Origin of the sequence: Rhizobium sp. BK418, assembly GCF_004341105.1 — a bacterium.
Lineage (GTDB): Bacteria > Pseudomonadota > Alphaproteobacteria > Rhizobiales > Rhizobiaceae > Rhizobium.
Genome location: NZ_SLZK01000003.1, coordinates 762,696 through 784,076, shown reverse-complemented (window position 1 = coordinate 784,076; position 21,381 = coordinate 762,696). Strand labels below are relative to the sequence as shown.

The following is a 21,381-nucleotide window of genomic DNA, read 5'->3' as shown; positions in this document are numbered from 1 at the left end:
TCAGATGAGCGCCTCGATCGCCTTGCGCATCGCGTCCTGATCCATCTCGTGCAGACCGATGACGACGAGGCGCGTGTTGCGCGCTTCGCCCGGGGCCCAGGCGCGGTCGAAATACTGGTCGATGCGGGCACCCACGGCCTGCAGCTGCAGGCGCATGGGCTTGCCCGAAACGTCGATGAAGCCTTTCAAGCGCAGCACGTCGTGTTCGGCAATGATACCCTTCAGCTTCTCGACGAAACCGGCGGTATCCGAGACAGCGCCAAGCTCGATGACGAAACTGTCGAATTCATCGTGGTCGTGCGGCTCGCCATCCTCATGCTCCAGCTCGTGATGGGATTTGCGGTTGACGATATCCTCTTCCGTGCCGATACCGAGGCCGAGCAGCACGCTTGCCGGCACCTCGCCGTTCCTGGCTTCGATCATCACGGGCTTGCGGGCAATGCGCGAGGCGACTTCGCTCTTCACGCGGCCGAGGCCGTCGGCGTCGATGAGATCGGTCTTGTTGAGCACGATCAGATCGGCACAGGTCAGCTGATCCTCGAAGAGCTCCTCGATCGGGCTTTCGTGATCGAGCGATTCATCCTCGACACGGCGCGCATCGACGGCATCGTGATCGTCGGCAAAACGGCCGGCGGCAACAGCCGCGCTATCGACCACCGTGATGACGCCGTCGACGGTGACTTCGCTTCTGATATCCGGCCAGTTGAAGGCGGCGACCAGCGGCTGCGGCAAAGCGAGGCCCGACGTTTCGATGACGATATGGTCGGGGCGTTGGTCGCGCTCCAGAAGCTTGGTCATGGTCGGAATGAAATCGTCGGCGACCGTGCAGCAGATGCAGCCATTGGTGAGCTCGATAATGTCGTCCTCGGTGCAGTTCTCCGCGCCGCAGCCCTTCAGCACGTCGCCATCGACGCCGAGATCGCCGAACTCATTGATGATGAGCGCGATCTTCTTGCCGCCGGCATTGGTGAGCAGGTTGCGGATCATGGTCGTCTTGCCGGCGCCGAGAAAGCCGGTGATGACGGTTGCGGGAATCTTCTGCTGCATGGAACTAACCCTTCATTTTCAGCGGCAGACCCGCTGCGATAAAATAAACATCTGTGGCCGAAGCCGCGATCATCTGGTGCAATCGGCCGGCATGGTCGCGAAACTCCCGCGCCATGCGATTGTCAGGCACGATGCCGAGCCCGACTTCATTGGAAACGATGACGAGCTGTGCCCTTGCCGTGGGAAGAAATGCGGCAAGCGCGGCAGACTGGGCGGCGATATCGCGCCCGTCCATCATCAGATTGGTAAGCCATAAAGTCAGGCAATCGACGAGGATTGCCCTGCCCTCTGCATCGATGGCCGCAAGGCGCTCGGCGAGATCGAGCGGCTCTTCATGCGTAGTCCAGGACGGGCCGCGATCGGCCTTGTGCTTGATGATGCGTGCCTGCATCTCTTCGTCCCAGGCGCGACCGGTGGCAATGTAATGGCGCTCGAGGCCACCTGTGGTGATGAGGTTTTCGGCGAAACGGGATTTGCCGGAGCGTGCGCCGCCGAGGATGAAGGTGACGGTCATAACGACACCGACCGTTGAGGATGGGCACGGCCTTCCCCACACCCCTCATTCCTGTGCTTGTCACAGGAATCCAGCCTGCCCAAGTCCTTGGGCGGGAGAGACTCATTCTGCGATAGCGCTGATTCATTCACGGCGCAGACGCGCGGTGGCTGTATTCCTGCAAGCACAGGAACGAGGGGGGAGAAAACAACACGTCCCGAGGTCCCCTCATCCGGCCCTTCGGGCCACCTTCTACCCGCGGGGGAGAAGGGGAAACCCATGCGCACCACACGACGCAGTGCCGAACCATATCCTTCAGCCAAGACAACCTCCGTGCTGGCAGCGGGCAAATGCCCAATTTGGGCTTGATGCCCGGCACAGATGGCAGGTCTCCTGGCTCGCAGTTATCGGCCGCGACCGGGGCGACCTGATGCGGTCGCCCCTGATCGTGCCAGCGGATCTGCCTCGCCTTCCCGGCTGCGTCTCGTGAAAAGGCGGACGATTCGTAGAAATAGAGGCGTCCTGCCTCGGCTGATCACGATGCATTTCCAGTGGCTTTTCCGGCACTTGCCCGCTCTGCCCGCCTGCACCACGCAGGCTGTCAGCTTAACGGCCCAAATGCCGGCCGGAAGACCCTGACTGCTCTACAGTCGCGGGGTCGGCTGTGATGAAGGCGCCCGGCTTGGGTCCGCCCCGTCACATTCCCTTTTCATCCGGAAGGCGTAAGGCCGATCCGGAACCATCCATTATGTGGTTTCATGGTTAGGCGCGTGCAACCCCCATGTCAATTGCCGTGCAACGAGCCAAAGCCGTTCATCTCGACTTACACTACCAAGATTATCGTGTTTATTCAAAAACTTACGTCATAAAAACTTTACTGCTCGGCCGGTATTTTGCCGCAATTGGCAAGCATGCGGATGCCGCCCGTCACCTTGACCGTTCCTCCTGCCGCCTAGTTCTCCTATGATGCTCTCCCGAATGGATATCCGCCGCTTCCGGCCCCTCACCACCATTTTCGATTTGGGGCGTCTGCGTGCCCTCGTAAGACAAAGCGAAATGGGCTTGGTCTTTGCTGGCGCGCTGGTTGGCATCGCTGCAGGACTGGCGGTCAGCGCCATGAGTTTTATCTCCGAGGAGATGCACAAGCTGATCTTCGGGATCGCGACCGAGACCCGGCTCAGCGCTTCGCAGATCGACAATCAGTTTCTGCTGATGACGGCGCCTTTCGCAGGCGGCATCCTGCTTGGCCTCTTGATCTTCATTCTCGCCAAGTGGCGCAAGAAGCCGATGGTCGACCCGATCGAGGCCAATGCGCTGCATGGCGGCCGCTTGTCGCTGACCGACAGCATCCTCGTGGCCGTCCAGAACGTCGTCTCCAACGGCTTCGGCGCCTCCGTCGGTCTCGAAGCCGGCTATACGCAGCTTGCCGCCGGCATCGCCTCGAAATTCGGACTGAAGCTGCAGCTTCGCCGAGCGGATCTTCGCATTCTCGTCGGCTGCGGTGCGGCCGGCGCCATCGCCGCCGCCTTCAATGCGCCCCTGACCGGCGCCTTCTACGCGTTCGAACTCATTATCGGCACCTATGCCATCGTCTCGCTGACGCCGGTCGTCGTCGCAGCCCTCGTCGCCACGCTGGTTGCCCGCCTGCTGGCCGGCAGCGATTTCGTCATCGATGTCGGCAGTTTCGGCGCTGTCCAGCCGGCCGATTACGTGCCGGCGATCGCCCTTGGCGCCTTCTGCGCCGGCATTGGTATCCTCCTCATGCAGGGCGTCGCCTTCGTCGAGGAACTGGCGCGCAAGAGCTCCGTCCCGCTGCCCTTCCGCCCGGCGCTTGGTGGCATCGTCGTCGGCCTGCTGGCGCTGATTTCACCGCAGGTTCTGGCCGCCGGCCATGGCGCGCTGCATCTGAACCTCGCTAATGAAGTGACGATCCCCGCGCTCGTCGGCCTGTTCCTTTTGAAATCGATCGCGTCCGCCGTCTCGATCGGCTCCGGCTTCAGAGGCGGCCTCTTCTTCGCCTCGCTCTTCATGGGCGCCCTGCTCGGCAAGCTCTTTGCTTATTCGGCCCCCTATTTCGCCGATGCGACGCTGACGCCGGTCATCTACGCTGTCGTCGGCATGAGCTCGCTCGCCGTTGCCGTCATCGGGGGACCGCTGACCATGACCTTCCTGGCGCTGGAGATCACCGGCGACTTTCCGATCACCGCCTTGGTGCTCGCGGCTGTGATCACGTCATCGCTCGTGGTGCGCACCACATTCGGCTACTCCTTCGCCACATGGCGCTTCCACCTGCGGGGTGAGAGCATTCGCAGCGCCCATGATGTCGGCTGGATCAGAAACCTGACCGTCGACAAGCTGATGCGCGCCGATGTGAAGACGGCCAAAAAAAGCATGACGCTCGACGACTTCAAGGCGGCCTACCCGATCGGGTCGACGCAGCGCGTCATCCTCGTTGACGACAGCGACAAATATGCGGGTCTCGTGCTCGTCCCGGAAATCTACGCCAATCCCACCAGTTCGCAGGACGAAGCCCAGAACCTTGCTGATTTCATCCGCTACAAAAACGACTTCCTGCAGCCGCAGATGAATGCCAAGCAAGCGGCCGCGATTTTCGACAAGACCGAAAGCGAAGCGCTCGCAGTCGTCAACAATCTGATCGAGCGCAAGGTGATCGGCCAGCTCAGCGAAAGCCACACGCTGCGTCGCTACAGCGAAGAGCTCGACCGCCGCCGCCGCGAAGTTTCGGGGGAAATCTAGTCGCCGAGGAGGCCGGCAAGAAAACGCTCATCGAGGGCGTGTTCCAGCTCGCCAGCAACCTCGTCCAGTGCCTGATCGACGCTTTGGCGATAATTCGCCCGCTCCCCCGAAAGCCCGAAGCTTTCCAGAAGCCTGGCCCGATAGGCATCCGAACCGAACAGCCCGTGCAGATAGGTGCCCATGATACGCCCGTCCGCCGAAACCGCCCCATCAGGCAGGCCATCGACAATAACCGCCGGGCGCTCGCAATCCGTGCCTCGTGTGATGCCGAGGTGGATCTGATAACCCGAGAGCGGCACCTCATACTGGCAAGAGCGTGCGCTGCTGTTACGCACGGTCTTTTCCGGCGCCATCTCTGTATCGACATCGAGCAGGCCAAGCCCTTCGATATCAGTTACCGCCCCTTCGATGCCTAGCGGATCGCGCACCCTTTGGCCGAGCATCTGGTAGCCGCCGCAAATGCCGATCACCCGGCCGCCGCGCCTGACATGCGCGGCAAGGTCACGATCCCATCCCTGCGCCCTGAGATCACTGAGATCCGATATCGTCGATTTCGAGCCTGGCAGGATGATGAGCCCGGCATCGCCTGGCAGCCGCTCGCCTGATCGCACGAAGACGAGTTCGATATCAGGCTCGGTGCGCAACGGATCGAGATCGTCGAAGTTGGCAATGCGGGGCAGAACAGGCACGGCGATCTTCAGCGCGCCAGCTGGTCCTTTTGCAAGCCGCTCCAACACAACGGAATCCTCAGCCGGCAGCCGCCCAGCCGCCTTCAGCCAGGGCACGACGCCGAAGCAGGGCCAGCCGGTAAACGCCCTGATCGACGCGATCCCGTCGTCGAACAGGCTCACATCGCCGCGGAACTTGTTGATGATATAGCCTGATATCATCCGCCGGTCCTCTTCCGTCAGGATCGCATGGGTGCCGACGAGCGAAGCGATCACCCCGCCGCGGTCGATATCCCCCACGAGTACGACCGGCACGTTCACGCGCGTCGCAAAGCCCATATTGGCGATATCGCCGGCCCGGAGATTGATCTCGGCCGGCGATCCCGCCCCTTCGACGATGACGAGGTCGGCATCTTCCGACACCCTGGCGAAACTCTCCAGCACGGAAGAGAGGAGCTGCGGCTTCAGCCGCTGATAATCGCGCCCCTTCGCCTGCCCGAAGACTCTGCCCTGCACGATGATCTGGCTGCCATTCTCCGACTGCGGTTTCAGCAGCACCGGGTTCATATGCACCGAGGAAGGTGTCCGCGCGGCCAGCGACTGCAGCCACTGCGCCCGGCCGATCTCGCCGCCGTCGTCGGAAACTGCCGCGTTGTTCGACATGTTCTGCGGCTTGAAGGGGCGCACTTTCAGCCCGCGATTGGCAGCCAGCCGGCAAAGGCCCGCCACCAACACCGTCTTGCCGACATCCGAGCCGGTTCCCTGCAGCATGATGGCTCTGGTCATTGAGGTCTATCCGTGAAGCGTTTCCCGCAGGCCTACAATGAGCGTTGCGGACCGGTCAACAGAGAGCCAGAAATGCGAAAACCGCGATCAGGCCATAAGCCCAACGCGGTTTGCCATAAAACGCTGACGCCCTCACCATTACGCGATGAAGCTCGCTTTCTCCGGGACGCTCTACCTGATCCGGAGAAGCAGCGGTTGTCCCCCGCCGCGTCACAAGTGATAACGGCACATTCTTACTGGATGGTTATTGAACGCCCGCCTTAACGCGAATTTCGACCTTTTTTGCACTTTTTCTAATTTCTCTCATTTGAAACCGCTTTCAGCTCATCCCGAGGGGCGCATCTGCCTCCGTCGCGTATAGGGTCGCACCGCCATGGATGCCGGCATAAATTCTTCGGATTCAATAATTTAGTGACTGAGGGAAGACAGAAAAGGGAGTTGATTTCTTATCGTAAATCCTTAGGCTTGCTCATAATCAACCATCGATAGAAATGGCCAGCGACGAGCCGCCGGAAAACCAGACGAACGGCGCCGCAGACAGGAAGGCCCGCCGAGCATGTTCCGGCCGGGCGATGGGCACCTGAAGCGGCGGAGAGATTTGTCGGCTAATTGCCCCCGGTGCATGCACGTTCGATCCTATAAAATTTCGGGGACTTATAATGAAGACATTTTTCACGTCGCTCATCCTTGCCGTCTGTCTTTATGCGGGAACTGGTGAGGCGCAGGCTGCCGAATGCGGCAAGGTCTCGATTGCCGAAATGAGATGGGGCTCCGCGGGCATTGCCGCGAGCTTCGACAAGTTCATCCTCGAGAAAGGCTACGGCTGCTCGGTCTCGATCGTCGACGGTGACACGCTGCCGACTTTCGCCTCCATGAATGGCACGGGCACCCCCGATATCGCCTCGGAATTCTGGACAAAGGCCGTCCAGCCGCAGCTCGATACCGCCATCAAGGAGGGCCGGCTGGTAGAGGGCGCCGAAATCCTTGCCGACGGGGCGATCGAAGGCTGGTACATTCCCAAATTCATCGCCGATGCCAATCCCGATATCGGCTCGGTACAAGATGCACTGAAGCATCCGGAACTTTTTCCCGATATCGACGATCCCTCACACGCCGTCGTCCATAATTGTCCGGGATCCTGGGCCTGCGAGATCTCGACCCGCAACCTCTTCAAGGCACTCAATGCCGGCAAGCTGGGGTTTGCGCTGGTCGACAGCCGCACCCCCGACGATTTTAACGATTCAATTGCCCGCGCCTTCGACAACAAGGTTGGCTGGCTCGGCTATTACTGGTCGCCAACAGCAGTCATCGGCAAGTATGACTTGAAGAAACTCGGTTTCGGCGTGCCGCATGACCAGGCCGAATGGGACGCCTGCACCTCTGTTCGCGGTTGCGCCAATCCCAAGGTGAACGCCTATCCGGTGTCGCAGGCCTTCACGCTGATGACCCGGTCCTTTGCCGACCGCGCCGGCCCCGTCATGAACTACCTGAAGGCGCGCAGCTGGGATAACGAAACCATTAGCCAGGTGCTGGCCTGGCAGGACGAAAACGGAGAGAACAACGAAAATGCCGCCCTTTATTTCCTGCAGAATTACGAGGAACTCTGGAGCCGCTGGGTTCCGGCCGATGTAGCCGAGAAGGTCAAGGCCAGTCTATAAACCGTCCCGGCAACAAGAATTGGACGATTCGTTATGACTGGCACGGTACCCTTCCCCGATCGCGATACCGTCGCGGAAAAACTTGCGGCGCTTTCCGAAGCCGACACATCCTATCTGTCGCTGCTGATGGAAAATCCTGTTCAGGACGATAACCTGCTGGAGGGCCTGCACCGTCATCTGGACCTTGCCTCTACCTCTCGCTTCCTCAATTCGCTGAAGCTCGAAACCCTCGGTAAGTGGCTCGGGGAAGCTGCACCTGCCCGGCTGCAGATCAGGCTAATGGAAGCGGCGTGTTCCAGCCAGCACCCGGCCTATGCCGCATTCCGGACCGGGCTGACCCGATCCGGCGGGCTGGAAAAAGCCTATCCTGCTTCGAAGATCTGAAATCGATTACCTCTTCGCGGCCCGATCGACACTGCGGCCAGCATCCTGTGTGGCATTGACGGCATTTGCCGTATCCCTGCCCACGCCACGGATCGTGTTGGCGCAAGAAGAAAGCGCAAGAAGGATCATCAAGGCGGATGCTATTTTACCCGTGGTCGTCATGTGCGAAATCCTTTTTTGAAATCAAGCCCGAACGGCTGAAGCCGCCCGGGCGGGATAACGCATTCGTGAGCGAAAAGTTCACCGGCTAAGCGAAATCAGGCAGCCGCTGCTTTAGACCTCTCTGCGAAGGATGCGCGGATGCTGTCGGCGACCGTCTCGATCGGCCCCGTCATCTGCGATGCCGTCAGCAGCTGGATATCGAACGAGCCCAGTTCCGGAAGCCCTTCCTGGATGCCGAGGATCGCCATGTCATCGCTGACATAAGAGAGCGGCAGAGGCGCGATGGCGAGATCGGAGACCACGGCGGCGCGCTGCGCCATCGTGTGGGCGCTGAGATAGGCCACACGATAGGGCCGCTTATTGCGCTCGAGCTGGGTGATCGCTTCCTGCCGCCAGATGCAGCCGTCTTCCCAGATCGAGATCGGCAGCGGATCGCGGCGATGGGCCGAACCGCACTTGGCGCCTGCCCAGACGAGCCGCTCACGATAGACGACCTCGCCATTGGTCGGGAACGGCCGCGTCGCGCAGTTGATGAGTGCGAGATCGAGGCGCTGCTCCTCCATCCGCTTTTTCAGGCCGATGCTCATGTCGATCGTCACGTCGACCATGATGCCCGGATAGGTCTCTGCGAAACTCTTCAGGATCTGCGGCAGCAGTCGTTCGCCAATATCCTCGGGCGCGCCGAGCCGCACAACGCCACTGAGCTCGGGCATGATAAAGCGCGATACCGCCTCGTTGGAGAGCGCCAGGATGTTACGCGCATAGGACAGCAGCATTTCGCCATGCTGCGTCAGCGTCACAGAGCGCGCATCGCGGCGAAACAGCGTCACGCCGAGCTGTTCTTCCAGTTTCTTGATCTGCATGGAAACCGCGGACGGCGTGCGAAAGACGGTTTCGGCTGCGGTCGAAAAATTTCCGGTTTCTGCAATGGCGACGAAGGTGCGCAGCACGTCATTGTCGAGCAACGGAATGGGACGGCGAAACGGGATGGTCATCGTCACATCTTTCAATTTTTCTGAATGACAAAGCATTATCATTCTATTTGATTGAAAGTCAACCGAACCCCTGTTTTTGGAGGGGCGATCATTGCGATGTCGCCTGATCTCATCTCTCTTGCTGAATCATCCCTCGGTGCCGAAACGGCTGGTCTTAAAGCTCTTTCCGGCAGCGCCGGCCGCAACCGCCCTGCCCTCGCCGCGGCTATCAGGATAGGTCGTGCCGATCATGGCCGGCGCCGTCAGCTCGACCGTGGCCTCCGGAGATCGTACGGCCCATGCGATCAGCGCCCGTGCAGACATCTCGCCGACGCCGCCCGAGACATGCCGCGACGCGGAGACCGGCAGCACCGCGATCTGCTCCGCCGTCGGCGCCGGATGGATGAGCCTGTCGGCAACGAGCGCAGCATTGGCGGGCTTGCGGCCGATGACGAAGCGCGTGAAGTCGGCCTGAGCCCGCTGGACGGATGCCGACGCCGGTGCAATTGCAGGAACCGGCGCAAGGGCTGGTATTGGCGTCTCGCTCTCGATGGCCTCGCTGTCAACGGGCCGCAGCGCGGGAAGCGGAACGGTAAGCGAGGCGAGATCGGCAAAGCCGCGATCGGCCGCCTCCTGGTCCTCCGGTTTGGCCAATTGCCGCGTCAGTCCGAGATCGGCCCGTTTCTGCGGCGTCGGCAACATGGCCGTGACCAGGCTTCCGGTGACGACAGGGTCCGGCTTCTTGACCGCGGCGGGCGCGTCGTCGTCCTCTTCCTCGTTGGCGGCAATCAGGATCGGCGCGGAGCGAATGCCCTTCTTGCGTTCGGCAAGCGCCTGCTGATAACCCGGCAGCGGACGTCCATCCGCCGGCAGATGGATGGTACGTCCATCCGGGAACAGTCGCGCCAGTTCCTGGCGCGACATGCGCGGCCAGGCGCGCACATTGCCGACATCGAGATGCACGAAGGGTGAGCCCGATGTCGGGTAATAGCCGACGCCGCCCACCTGCATTTGCATGGCAATCGCGCGCAGCGTCGCGAGCTTGACGCCCGGAATATAGAAATCCATCGCCTTGCCGAGCATGTGCTGGCTATGTTTGGCAACACCGGTATTGCGCGAGCGGGTGCGCAGCATATTGTTGGTCGCCGGCGAACGATAGGCTGAGACAACGTGGATCGTCTCCTTCGCCCCGCTCTTGCGATAGACTTCCCACACGAGATCGAGCAGGCGCGGGTCCATTTTGGCGGGCTCGTTACGCCGCCAGTCGCGCAGGAAGCGATTGATCTGGGCGAGCCCGCGCTGATCGTACCTGCCGTTGCGCTTGAAAACGATCGTCGCCCGCTCCCCCGTATGCGTGAAGAAGAGCTTCAGCGCCCGATCCTCCGCCGTTGCCTCGCTCGATCCGGCAATGATGGCGAAAACAAACGCCACGGCAAGTGCCATGCGATGGGCGACGAAAGACAGAAACCAGGCTGACGCGGTCGCCGGAATGGCGGCGATGGCTTGATGAAGGGACACAGGCTTCGTCCTTGGGCGAGACACGAAAACATCACAGGCACCGCATACGCGGCGGCGTTAAGCCTTCATTATGGTCAACAGATTCTTAAGAGGGGGTTTATGAGCCCCAGATACTAGCAAGCACCGGGACGGAAGGGGCGGCGTGCAAATTCTCAGGCCATTCCGGCCGGGAGAAGTTTTGCCGTAATTAACTCGCTCACGGGCATGATCTTCGACAGGAACCCTCGCAAAGCGAGACGAGATCGCATAGTTTCGATGCAGCATTATCAGCGAAACAGGCCAAAGTTTGTATACCGAAATAGCCATCGTCGTCCTTCTCACCATTCTCAACGGCGTCCTTGCCATGTCGGAGCTCGCGATCGTCTCCGCCCGCCCGGCACGCCTCAAGGTCCTGGCGGACCAGGGAAGCAGAGGAGCGCGACTGGCCCTGCGGCTTGCCGAAGACCCGGGCCGGTTCCTGTCGACGGTGCAGATCGGCATCACCCTCGTCGGCGTCCTCTCCGGCGCTTTTTCCGGTGCGACGCTGGGTGCGCGATTCTCCGCCTGGCTCCTGGCACAGGGGCTTCCCAATGCCTGGGCAGACGGGCTCGGCGTCGGTTCGGTCGTCGTGATCATCACCTATCTCTCCCTCATCATCGGCGAGCTGGTGCCCAAGCAGATGGCGCTGCGCGCGCCCGAAGCGCTCGCCGCCAGGGTCGCTCCGACGATGACCTATCTGTCGAAGGCTGCACTGCCGCTCGTCTGGCTGCTCGACGGCTCGGGCAAACTCATTCTCGCCCTACTCGGTCAGTCCGGAAAGAACGCCGATGGCGTCACCGATGAGGAGATCAAGACGGTTCTTGCCGAAGCCCAGAGCGCCGGCGTGATCGAGAGCGGCGAATCCGCCATGATCACCGGCGTCATGCGCCTTGCCGATAGAACGGCGCGCGCGCTCATGACGCCACGGCGCGATGTCGAGCTGGTCGATATCGAGGATTCCGCTGAAGAGATCCGCAAGACCATCCAGTCGACGTCGCGGACGCGACTGCCAGCCCGCAAGGGCAGCTCCGACGAGGTTCTCGGCGTTCTCGCCGTCAAGAATTACTACGACGCCCTCGCTGCCAGCCGATCGGTCGACATTATGACGCTTGTGCAGGAGGTTCCGATCATCTCGGACCTCGCTCCCGCCTCCTCGGTGATCGACGCGATCCGCAAGTCGCCGCAGCATATGGTTCTGGTTTACGACGAATATGGTCATTTCGAGGGTGTGATCACCTCAGGCGACATTCTGGAATCGATCATGGGCGTCTTCGGCGAAGCGGCCTCCGGCGAGGAGCCGGCGATCAAGCGACGCGACGATGGCTCCTACCTCGTTTCCGGATGGACGCCGATCGACGAGTTTTCCGAATTCATGAATTTTCCGCTCGACGAGGACGTCGAATATCAGACTGTCGCCGGCCTCGTTCTGGAAGAGTTGAAGCATCTGCCCGAACTTGGAGAGACCTTCGTCAAGAACGACTGGAAATTCGAGGTGATCGATCTCGACGGGCGGCGCGTCGACAAGCTGCTGGTCAGCGCCCTGACAAAGGATGAAGCGCGGGCGGAAACCTGATTGGAGACCGGATGTGTCCGGCCCCGGCCCTTGCGCCCCCGGCTTGCGTCCGACGTGCCATTCTCAGGTTGTGCCCCATATCTTTCATTCCGAGCAGCAATCCAGGCCAGACAACAATCAGTGCCCACAACGATCAGGAAGCGTCCATGTCCGCAACCGCTCACGACGCAGACCGGTTCCATCCAGGCCAGCAAAAGTTTGCCGCCCTCGTGCTCGGGGCGATCGGTGTGGTCTATGGAGATATCGGCACAAGCCCGCTCTATGCCTTCCGCGAAGCGCTTCGCCCCTTCGTCCATGACGGCGTGACGCCGCAGGAAATCATCGGACTGATCTCCCTGATGATCTGGACGCTGACGTTCATCGTAACGTTCAAATACGTGCTGTTTCTTCTGAGGGCAGACAACGAAGGCGAAGGCGGAACCCTTTCCCTGCTCGCCCTTCTCATGAAGAAGACCAGCCGGCACGCTACCATCTTCTTCTTCGCAGGCATCATTGGTGCCGCGCTGTTCATCGGCGACGCGATGATCACACCTGCCTTGTCGGTGCTGTCGGCGCTCGAAGGGCTGAAGCTCGTAACCCCTGTTTTCACGCCCTATGTCCTGCCAATCGCCGTCGCGATCATGCTGGTCCTGTTCCTGATACAGTCGGTCGGCACCGCGTCAGTATCGAAGCTCTTCGGCCCGATAACGCTCCTTTGGTTCGTGGTAATGGGCATTGGCGGGTTGGTCCACATCGCAGACGATCCCGCGATTTTCGCCGCGCTCAATCCACTCTACGCGTTCAACTTCATCACCCATGCCGGCCTGGTCGGTCTGGTGGTCCTCGGTGCCGTCTTCCTGACCGTGACGGGCGCAGAGGCGCTCTATGCCGACCTCGGCCATTTTGGCAGGAAGCCGATCCAGGCCGCCTGGTTCGTAGTGATTTTCCCCTCCCTTCTGTTGAACTATCTCGGCCAGGGCGCGCTGGTGCTCGCCAACCCCCGGGCCGCGTCCGATCCGTTCTTCCTGCTGTTTCCGGAATGGGCGATCCTTCCAGTGGTCCTCCTTGCCACGGCTGCCACGATCATCGCCAGCCAGGCGGTCATCACCGGGGCGTTCTCGCTTGCCCGTCAGGCGATCCATCTCGGCTTCCTTCCGCGGCTGGAGATCTGCTTCACCTCTGCCGCCAACACCGGCCAGATTTATGTGCCGGCGGTGAATATGGCGCTCCTGTTCGGCGTTCTTGCCCTGATCTTCGCCTTCGGTTCTTCCGAAGCCCTTGCAACGGCCTATGGAATTTCGGTCACGGGTGCAATGGTCGTCACGACGATCCTGTCCTTCCAGTTTCTCCGCGTCGTCTGGGGCTGGACGGTGATGAGCGCCCTTGCCGTTCTCCTGCCGCTCTTCGTGCTCGAGGGCGTCTTTCTCGGTGCCAACCTCCTGAAGATCCACGACGGCGGCTACGTCCCCGTGCTGATCGCCGGCGCGCTGATGATAATGATGTGGACCTGGAAGAAGGGAACCCTGCTCATCCGCGACAGGTCGTCGAGAAACGACATACCGCTGATACCGTTCCTGAGGTCGATCGAACGGCCATCGGATCACGCGCCTACCGAGGTCCCGGGCACGGCAGTCTTCCTGACCAGCCTTCCCGATAGCGTCCCGGGCGTGCTTCTGCATAACCTGAAGCACAATCGCGTCCTGCACGCCCATAATGTCATTCTCACCGTGAAAACCGCGCCGCGCCCCTATGTGGTGGAGACGGAACGCGTGACGATCGAAAAGCTCTCGGAGCGCTTCATCAAGATCCAGCTCCTCTTCGGCTTCATGGAGGATCACGACGTTACCAAAGCCCTGCCGCTCTGCCGCAAGGCGGGCTTCGATTTCGAGATCATGTCGACCTCCTTTTATGTCGGCAGGCGCAAGCTGATCAGTGACCCGAATGTCGGCCTTCCCGCCTGGCAAGACCGGCTCTTCATCGCGATGGCAAGCTTCGCCATCGATCCCTCGGATTATTTCCAGCTTCCCAACAACCGCGTGGTGGAGCTTGGCGAGCAGATGGTAATTTGAGACTGCGCCCCGCGCCCTCTACTTTCAATTTCGCTGAATCTAAAGGCCAGTTCATTTCATTTGTTTGAATCAACCTGCGGACCTATATTTATCTTGTGACGATGAGGCTGAGAAAAAGGAGGCCGAACATGTCGCAAGTAGCAGGCTTCAACATCCTCCAGGCTTTCTTCGCGTTTCGCGCACGCATGTTTCGGGTGGCGGCACGCGAACGGATCAGGCAGGAAATGAAGCATTATCCGCCGCATCTTGCGGCCGATATCTGCGCCCTGCCCGCTCTCGACGAGCAGCAGCGATAGTTCAAAACCGCTTATGGTACTCATAAAATCTATTCGTTTGAATGATGAGTGCCGCAAGCGCATATTTCATCTCAAGGATACGGGAATCCCGTGTCCTGCCAGGAAAGGAAACGGCAATGACCTCAATGACCTACAGAGATGGCGGCAAGAGCCTGTCATCCTATGGCAGACATCTTTCGCTCGGTTCCTATGCCGACAAGCTCGTGCGCGCATGGCGCCGCTGGCAGACGGAGCGGCAGATCGAATCCATGCCCCTCGACATCCGCAAGGATATCGGCTGGCCGAGCGCCGATGAGACCGGCAAGAACAGAGCTCACTAAAGACAGGGCTCCTTGATGCAAATATATGCAATGAATGCGACATACCTCCCAAGCTAAGGCGGTGCCTGCCCCACGCAGCACCGCCTTTTTCATATCCGCCACATGCTTTTTCCCCATTAAATTTCGTCGAACTTCCGCACCGCAGCGACATCTGTCGCTCCTCGCGCGCCGCAAATCACGAACAATGTCGCAGATTTGCTCTTCCTAGCCGCATTTATCCATGCCAATGTCGCTTTTAGAACATCGGAACGACGCTTTCCAAGCAACGAATATGGCGTAGCCCTCGAGCATGGATTTTCCAATGAACAAGATGCAGCTCAAGAAACGTTCCGTAGTCTTCTTCATGGTTCCGCAATTCACCATGCTGCCGTTTTCGGCGGCAGTGGATACGTTGCGTATCGCAAACCGCATGCTCGGCTATCAGGCCTATACATGGCGCCTGAGCTCCGTCGACGGCGAAAAGGTCTATTCCTCCTGCGGCATCGGCGTGGAGGCCAATTCCTCGCTCGCCGAAGAACGCCGGCATCTCGCCGGCGAAAACCGCCCGGGCATGGTGCTCGTCTGTTCCGGCATCGATGTCGAGACCTTCAACAACAAATCCGTCAATGCGTGGCTCCGCGAATCCTACAATCGCGGCGTTGCCGTCGGTTCGCTCTGTACGGGCGCCCACGTGCTTGCTCAGGCGGGTCTCCTGAACGGCAAGCGCTGTGCGATCCACTGGGAAAACCTGCCGGGCTTCTCCGAGGCCTTCCCGCAGGCCGAGGTCTATGCCGATCTCTATGAGGTCGACAACAATCTCTACACCTGCGCTGGCGGCACGGCCTCGCTTGACATGATGCTGAACCTCGTCGGCGAGGATTTCGGTGAAAGCCTCGTCAACCGCATCTGCGAGCAGCATCTGACCGACCGCGTGCGCAACCCGCATGACCGCCAGCGCCTGCCTCTGCGTGCGCGCCTCGGCGTCCAGAACGCCAAGGTGCTCTCGATCATCGAGCTGATGGAAGGCAATCTCTCCGAGCCGCTGTCGCTCCTGGAGATCGCCGAAGGTGCCGGCCTGTCGCGCCGCCAGATCGAGCGCCTCTTCCGCCAGGAAATGGGCAGGTCCCCTGCCCGCTACTATCTGGAAATCCGCCTCGATCGCGCCCGCCACCTGCTGGTTCAGTCCGCTATGCCGGTCGTGGAAGTGGCCGTCGCCTGCGGCTTCGTCTCTGCCTCGCACTTCTCCAAGTGTTATCGCGAACTCTACCATCGCTCACCGCAGCAGGAGCGCGCCGATCGCAAGATGACCATGGCGACGGCCCGCCAGCAGGCAGTTGCGGCTTGAGCCGTCACTTCCGCCATGCTCGGGCTTATCCCGAGCATCTGCCGCCGGTCTTGTTTTGATATGTGTAGATCCTCGGGGAACAGGCCGGAGGATGACGACAGAGCGGTTCTACTGCGCCGCCTCCTCCGTCATCTTGGCATCCGAATAGACCAAATTTCGTCCTTTGTGCTTGGCCATATAGAGGAACTGGTCCGCCGCATTCAGATAGTTCTCGAACGTCTCATAACCGGCGATCTCGGCCACGCCGATCGACACTGTCACCGCCAGTTCCTCGTCGTCGGCCGTCACTCTCAGTCGCGATATATCCGAGCGGATCTCGTCGCAAAGCTTGGTGGCGGCCAGCGAATCCATTTGCGGAAAGAGAATGGCGAATTCCTCGCCGCCAAGGCGTGAGAGAAGATTGTCGCTGCCTTCGAAGATCGTGTGCAGCCTGTCTGCGACGGCCTTCAGCACCCTGTCGCCGATCTCATGGCCATATGTGTCGTTCAGCCGCTTGAAATGGTCAATATCGAGAATGGCGACAGCGCTCGGCATCTTCAGCCGCAGGCACTCGTTCACCAGCTTCGGGCCGTTATCGTAGAAATAGCGGCGATTATAAAGGCCGGTCAGGTAATCGCAGGCCGCTGCAGCGCGCAGTTGCTTCATCTGCGTCAGCGTCTCTACATTGTTGGCGATACGGCATTGCAGCTCTTCGGCGACGAAGGGCCGGTAAACGAAATCGCTGGCGCCGGCCTTCAGGAAACTTGCCGACAGCATGCGGTCGTTCGAGGAGGAGACGCCAATGACGCGCATCTTGTCCGAGCCGAACCGGTGGCGGATGCGCCGCGTCAGCTCATAACCGCTCATGTCGGGCATGTGATGATCGGTGACGACGAGTTCGATATCGCCGAAGGCTTCCAGCGCCGCGAGCGCCTCCAGGCCGGAATTCGCTTCGACCACCAGATATTGCTGGGCCTTCAGGAGATCGACCAGCACCTGGCGGGCAGACGGCACGTCATCGACGACGAGCACCCGCGTCTTGCGGTTCATGATCGCCCGGCGCACGGTTGCGACCAGATTGTCGAGCGCGAATTCATTGTCCTTCAGCACATAGTCGATGACATTGCGCTCGAGGATGCGGGACCGCGTGTTGAGATCGAAGGTCGCGGTGAAGACGATAGTCGGAATATCGTGCTCGATCGTGCAGTCGAGCGCCTCGCCATAGGGTGAATCCGGCAGGTTCAGATCGACGACAGCGATGCCGTAGCCATGACCTTCCCGCGAGAGTTCCGCACGAAGCGCCTTCAGCGAAGAGCAGCAGACAACGCTGAGGTTGAGTTCCGTTTGGAACCGATGGCAGAGCACGGCCGAAAACATCCGGGAATCCTCAACCAGAAGTATGCGGACTCCTCCGAACCGAGGACCTGCGTTCTCCCGCTGAAAATCCGCCTGGAATGTCACAGCTGTCTATCCCCCCCACATGCCCGAGGGGGTCGACTCGCCCCCTGCTGCAGTGTGCCGGACGATAACCGAGGCCTTCCCTTCCGTGAAGGGGCGAATGGCGGAAACAACACCTGTGATTGCAAAAATATGATGTTCCGTCATATTTTTTCGGTGTACGCCGATCACGGAGGTGCTTCCCCCCACCCGATCTTCGCGGCCGGGTCAGGCAACTGCCCGTTCCCTGCGCATCGACTGGATCTGCAGGAGCGTATCCAGGTTCTGGTTGACGCGGCAATAGAACTCTTCGTCGATGAACGGCCGCAGCATGAAGTCGTTGCCGCCGGCCTTCAGGAATCGCGCCGAAAGCAAGCGGTTGGAAGAGGAGGAAACGCCGATAATGCGCAGCTCGTGTGAGCCGATCGAGGCACGGATACGGCGCGTCAGCTCGAAACCATCAATATCGGGCATGTTATAGTCGGTGACGACAAGGCCGATATCTCTGTTGGCCTTGAGGATCTCCAGTGCCTTTGCGCCACTCTCCGCGGTGCTGACGCGGAAATTATAGCGCTTCAGACGGCTCGACAGCAGCGCGCGGGCCGTGGCGCTATCATCGACGATCAGTACGTGATGGCGATGGTTGGTCAGGAAGCGGCAGATCGATTCAGCAAGGAGGTCGACGGCAAAGACATTGTCCTTGAGGATATAGTCGACGATATCCTTCGCGAGCAGCTTGTCGCGCATGCCTTCCTGGAACGTGCCGGTGAAGACGATCGTCGGGATCGACAGGTCGACCAGATATTCCAGCGCCTCGCCGTTTTCGGCGCCCGGCAGGTTGATGTTGGAAATCGCCAGCGTAATCGGATCGGAAGACTTGTCGTAGGATAGCTGCAGATCTTCGAAGGTACGGCAGATCTCGACGTCGATATCGAAGAGTTCCTTGAGCCGCTTTCCGATCATCGAGGTGAAGACGTTTGAATCTTCAGCGAGGATAATACGCGCGCCGGCAAACATTTCTCCGGAATATTGCATTCCCGAAATACCTAGAAACGCCATGACAAACCTTTAAATGGAAATTGTGCCCCCGAACGAAACGGTTACATGAATTCATTTGCATAATTATTAATCGGCAAGCCGTAGGCAGCTATCAAAAAGGCGGCCGGTGGTGCGGCCGCCTCTTTCTTGACAATATGCTTAAAAAATCAGGCACGAAGCGCGGCGTTTTCGGCATCGAACGGGCTCTCGCCGACGACGGTCGCGTTGTAGGTCGTGCCGAGGATCTTGATCTTCAGCTTGGTGCCTTCCTTGGCGTAATCGGGGCGTAGCATGGCAAGCGCCAGCGAGCGGTTGACGCGGAAGCCGAACGTGCCGTTGGTGGCGCGTCCGACAAGCTCGCCGGCCTCGTTGTAGATCGCCTCCGAACCACGCGCATCGACATCGTTGCCGGTTTCGACGACGAGTGTCGCGAAGTTCCACTTCAGACCCTTTTCCTTGTAGGAAAGCAGGCCTTCGCGACCGAGGAATTCCTTCTCCGGCTTGATGAAGCGGTCGAGCCCGGATTCATAGGCATTGTATTCGATCGACATTTCGCGCGGGATCAGGCGGTAGGATTTTTCCACCGACATGGAGAGCATGGCGCGGATGCCGAAAGGCTTGATGCCGAATTCGGCGCCAGCTTCCATCAGCTTATCGAAGATGTAGTTCTGCATCTCGATCGGGTGATGCAGCTCCCAGCCGAGCTCGCCGACGAAGTTGACGCGCAGCGCGTGGGCATTGGCCGCACCGACGGAGATCTCCTTGCCCGAAAGCCAGGGGAAATCCTTGTTCTCCAGGCTGGTGCGCGTCAGCTTCTTCAAGACGTCGCGCGATTTCGGTCCGGCGAGAACCAGCACGCCATAGGCCTGGGTAATCGGAGTGAACTTCACGCTGCCGTCTGAGGGCAGCAGCTTGCGCATATAGTCATGGTCATGCGCTTCATAGGCTCCGGCCGAGACGAGGTAGAAGGTGCCGGGCGCGCTTTCGTAAACGGTGAATTCCGAGCGCACGCCGCCTTCCTTGGTCAGCATATGGCAGAGCGCGATGCGGCCGCGCTTCTTCGGAATGGCATTGGCGAAGATCGAATCCAACCATTCGCGCGCGCCGGGACCGGTCACCAACGCCTTGGCGAAGGCCGACATGTCGAGCACGCCTACATTCTTATGAACGTTCATGACTTCATTGCCGACATGCTCGAAATAGTTCGAGCGGCGGAAGGACCACTTTTCCAGGATGCGTCCGTCTTCGGTCGGCTCCGAGTGATTGTGGTTGGTCAGGACGTCCGCTCCAACGCCGATCTGGTCCTTCGGCAAATCGTAGCCTTCGGGCGCAAACCAGTTGGCACGCTCCCAGCCATAGACTGAGCCAAAGACGGCGCCCAGCTTCTTCAGCCGGTCATAGACGGGCGTCGTCTTCAGCGGACGGGCAGCAGCGCGCTCCTCGTCCGGATAATGCATGGTGAAGACGTTGGCATAAGCTTCCTCGTTCTTGGCGATGAGGTAGCCCTCCTTCGCGTAAGGGCCGAAGCGACGCGGATCGACGCCCATCATGTCGACCGTCGGCTCGCCATCGACGATCCATTCGGCAAGCTGCCAGCCAGCACCACCGGCAGCCGTGATGCCGAAAGAATGGCCTTCGTTGAGCCAGAAGTTCTTCAAGCCCGGTGCGGGACCGACAATCGGATTGCCATCAGGCGTATAGGCGATAGCGCCGTTATAAACCTTTTTGATGCCAACTTCGCCAAAGGCCGGCACGCGGGCGATCGCGGTTTCGATATGCGGCATCAGGCGCTCCAGCTCTTCCTGGAAAAGCTCGTATTCGCTGTCGTCGGACGGACCGTTGACATAACAGACCGGTGCGCCATGCTCGTAAGGGCCAAGCAGCAGGCCGCCATTCTCCTCGCGCATGTACCAGGCGCTGTCGGATTCGCGTAAGACTCCCATTTCCGGCAGGCCCTTGGCCTTGCGGGCGAGAATGTCGGGATGCGGCTCGGTGACGATATACTGATGCTCGACCGGGATGACCGGAATGTTGATGCCGACCATCTCGCCGGTCTTGCGGGCAAAATTGCCGGTGCAGGAAATGACGTGTTCGGCAGTGATCTCGCCCTTGTCGGTCGTCACCTTCCAGAGCCCGTCCGCCTGCTGCTCGATCGCGGTCACGGTCGTATTACGATAGATGGTGGCACCACGGTCTCGCGCGCCCTTGGCAAGCGCCTGGGTGAGGTCCGCCGGCTGGATATAACCATCGTCCGGATGCTGAATGGCGCCAAGCAGGCCGTCCGTCTCACAGAGCGGCCAGATCTCCTTCACCTGTTCGGGGGTGAGGATATTGACCTTCACGCCGATCGTCTCGGCAATGCCGGCATAATACATGTACTCGTCCCAGCGATCCCTGGTGCGAGCCAGACGGATATTGGAAACCTGGCTGAAACCGACATTCATGCCGGTTTCCTCCTGCAGTTCCTGATAGAAGCGCACGGAATATTTATGGATCTGGCCGACCGAGTAGCTCATGTTGAAGAGCGGCAGCAGACCCGCCGCATGCCATGTGGAGCCAGAGGTCAGCTCCTTGCGCTCAATGAGCACGCTGTCACCCCATCCCTTCTTCGCAAGATGATAGAGCGTCGAAACGCCAACCACGCCGCCGCCGATGACCACTGCCCGCGCATGTGACTTCATGGAGAAAATACCCTCTTTTATCTGATGTCCGGCAGCCAACCGGACGAACTCCCGATATCCGGCGGTTTACGCCGGACGAACTCTTGTCATGAAATATGCAGCGAGGCCTGCGTCATGAGAGGCCTGTTTACGACATGGGAAAAGCTTGACGCGACGAGGCGCAAATAGACAAGCGTCAAAAGCCGTGAGGCGCGAAAATTCATGAAAATCGGCGATAGCG

Annotated in this window: 17 protein-coding genes and 1 riboswitch; of the genes, 8 read left to right on the top strand and 9 right to left on the bottom strand. The window is 60.0% G+C overall.

The annotated features are described in order from the left end of the window. Both cobW and cobU read right to left on the bottom strand, forming a co-directional pair. The gene (cobW, locus tag EV281_RS15300; RefSeq protein ID WP_132653929.1) at positions 1 to 1,047 is read right to left on the bottom strand and encodes a cobalamin biosynthesis protein CobW; all 1,047 of its coding nucleotides are present in this window, start codon (positions 1,045 to 1,047) and stop codon (positions 1 to 3) included. Between the two features lie 4 nt (positions 1,048 to 1,051). Then, the gene (gene cobU, locus EV281_RS15295) at positions 1,052 to 1,561 is read right to left on the bottom strand and encodes a bifunctional adenosylcobinamide kinase/adenosylcobinamide-phosphate guanylyltransferase (protein WP_132653928.1); all 510 of its coding nucleotides are present in this window, start codon (positions 1,559 to 1,561) and stop codon (positions 1,052 to 1,054) included. Between the two features lie 344 nt (positions 1,562 to 1,905). Beyond that, positions 1,906 to 2,299: riboswitch (cobalamin riboswitch) on the bottom strand. A 207-nt stretch (positions 2,300 to 2,506) separates the two neighbouring features. Here cobU and EV281_RS15290 point away from each other — a divergent pair. After that, entirely contained in the window at positions 2,507 to 4,297 is a 1,791-nt protein-coding gene (locus tag EV281_RS15290) for a chloride channel protein (protein WP_132654326.1), read from the top strand. Here the strand turns inward: EV281_RS15290 and EV281_RS15285 are convergent. After that, positions 4,294 to 5,751 (bottom strand): cobyric acid synthase, encoded by a 1,458-nt coding sequence (locus tag EV281_RS15285; protein ID WP_132653927.1) that lies wholly within the window; start codon positions 5,749 to 5,751, stop codon positions 4,294 to 4,296. The two genes, EV281_RS15290 and EV281_RS15285, sit on opposite strands and share 4 nt — an antisense overlap. A 659-nt stretch (positions 5,752 to 6,410) precedes the next feature. Between EV281_RS15285 and EV281_RS15280 the strand changes: the two genes are divergently transcribed. Both EV281_RS15280 and EV281_RS15275 read left to right on the top strand, forming a co-directional pair. Then, a complete protein-coding gene (locus EV281_RS15280) occupies positions 6,411 to 7,409 on the top strand; it encodes a glycine betaine ABC transporter substrate-binding protein (RefSeq protein WP_132653926.1) in 999 nt (332 codons plus the stop codon). Between the two features lie 33 nt (positions 7,410 to 7,442). Next, the gene (locus EV281_RS15275) at positions 7,443 to 7,793 is read left to right on the top strand and encodes a hypothetical protein (RefSeq protein ID WP_132653925.1); all 351 of its coding nucleotides are present in this window, start codon (positions 7,443 to 7,445) and stop codon (positions 7,791 to 7,793) included. Between the two features lie 6 nt (positions 7,794 to 7,799). Here the strand turns inward: EV281_RS15275 and EV281_RS15270 are convergent, their stop codons facing one another. The 3 genes from EV281_RS15270 to EV281_RS15260 all read right to left on the bottom strand — a co-directional run bounded on the left by EV281_RS15270 (position 7,800) and on the right by EV281_RS15260 (position 10,447). Continuing rightward, positions 7,800 to 7,955, bottom strand: coding sequence for an entericidin A/B family lipoprotein (locus EV281_RS15270; protein WP_007813980.1), 156 nt, complete (start codon positions 7,953 to 7,955; stop codon positions 7,800 to 7,802). 95 nt (positions 7,956 to 8,050) lie between these two features. Further along, entirely contained in the window at positions 8,051 to 8,950 is a 900-nt protein-coding gene (locus tag EV281_RS15265; RefSeq protein ID WP_132653924.1) for a LysR family transcriptional regulator, read from the bottom strand. Positions 8,951 to 9,076: 126 nt separating this feature from the next. Continuing rightward, positions 9,077 to 10,447 carry a DUF882 domain-containing protein gene (locus EV281_RS15260; RefSeq protein ID WP_245508267.1) on the bottom strand — a complete coding sequence of 457 codons (1,371 nt, stop codon included), beginning with the start codon at positions 10,445 to 10,447 and terminating at the stop codon, positions 9,077 to 9,079. Positions 10,448 to 10,733: 286 nt separating this feature from the next. Here EV281_RS15260 and EV281_RS15255 point away from each other — a divergent pair, with 286 nt between their 5' ends. The 5 genes from EV281_RS15255 to EV281_RS32060 all read left to right on the top strand — a co-directional run bounded on the left by EV281_RS15255 (position 10,734) and on the right by EV281_RS32060 (position 16,026). Beyond that, the gene (locus tag EV281_RS15255; RefSeq protein ID WP_132653923.1) at positions 10,734 to 12,038 is read left to right on the top strand and encodes a hemolysin family protein; all 1,305 of its coding nucleotides are present in this window, start codon (positions 10,734 to 10,736) and stop codon (positions 12,036 to 12,038) included. 146 nt (positions 12,039 to 12,184) lie between these two features. Further along, positions 12,185 to 14,086: a potassium transporter Kup gene (locus EV281_RS15250; protein WP_132653922.1), complete on the top strand. Its 1,902-nt coding sequence runs from the start codon at positions 12,185 to 12,187 to the stop codon at positions 14,084 to 14,086. Positions 14,087 to 14,214: 128 nt separating this feature from the next. Then, complete coding sequence (locus EV281_RS31145; protein ID WP_165911892.1) at positions 14,215 to 14,382, top strand: hypothetical protein; 168 nt, start codon at positions 14,215 to 14,217, stop codon at positions 14,380 to 14,382. A 116-nt stretch (positions 14,383 to 14,498) separates the two neighbouring features. Then, positions 14,499 to 14,702, top strand: a complete 204-nt coding sequence (locus tag EV281_RS15245) for a hypothetical protein (protein ID WP_132653921.1) — start codon at positions 14,499 to 14,501, stop codon at positions 14,700 to 14,702. A gap of 301 nt (positions 14,703 to 15,003) precedes the next feature. Further along, the gene (locus EV281_RS32060) at positions 15,004 to 16,026 is read left to right on the top strand and encodes a GlxA family transcriptional regulator (RefSeq protein ID WP_132653920.1); all 1,023 of its coding nucleotides are present in this window, start codon (positions 15,004 to 15,006) and stop codon (positions 16,024 to 16,026) included. Positions 16,027 to 16,134: 108 nt separating this feature from the next. Here the strand turns inward: EV281_RS32060 and EV281_RS15235 are convergent, their stop codons facing one another. The 3 genes from EV281_RS15235 to EV281_RS15225 form a co-directional block, all read right to left on the bottom strand. Then, positions 16,135 to 17,466 (bottom strand): diguanylate cyclase, encoded by a 1,332-nt coding sequence (locus EV281_RS15235; protein WP_132653919.1) that lies wholly within the window; start codon positions 17,464 to 17,466, stop codon positions 16,135 to 16,137. 204 nt (positions 17,467 to 17,670) lie between these two features. Further along, positions 17,671 to 18,501, bottom strand: coding sequence for a response regulator (locus tag EV281_RS15230; RefSeq protein ID WP_132653918.1), 831 nt, complete (start codon positions 18,499 to 18,501; stop codon positions 17,671 to 17,673). Positions 18,502 to 18,647: 146 nt separating this feature from the next. Then, positions 18,648 to 21,161: an FAD-dependent oxidoreductase gene (locus EV281_RS15225; protein WP_132653917.1), complete on the bottom strand. Its 2,514-nt coding sequence runs from the start codon at positions 21,159 to 21,161 to the stop codon at positions 18,648 to 18,650. Between the last annotated feature and the right edge of the window lie 220 nt (positions 21,162 to 21,381).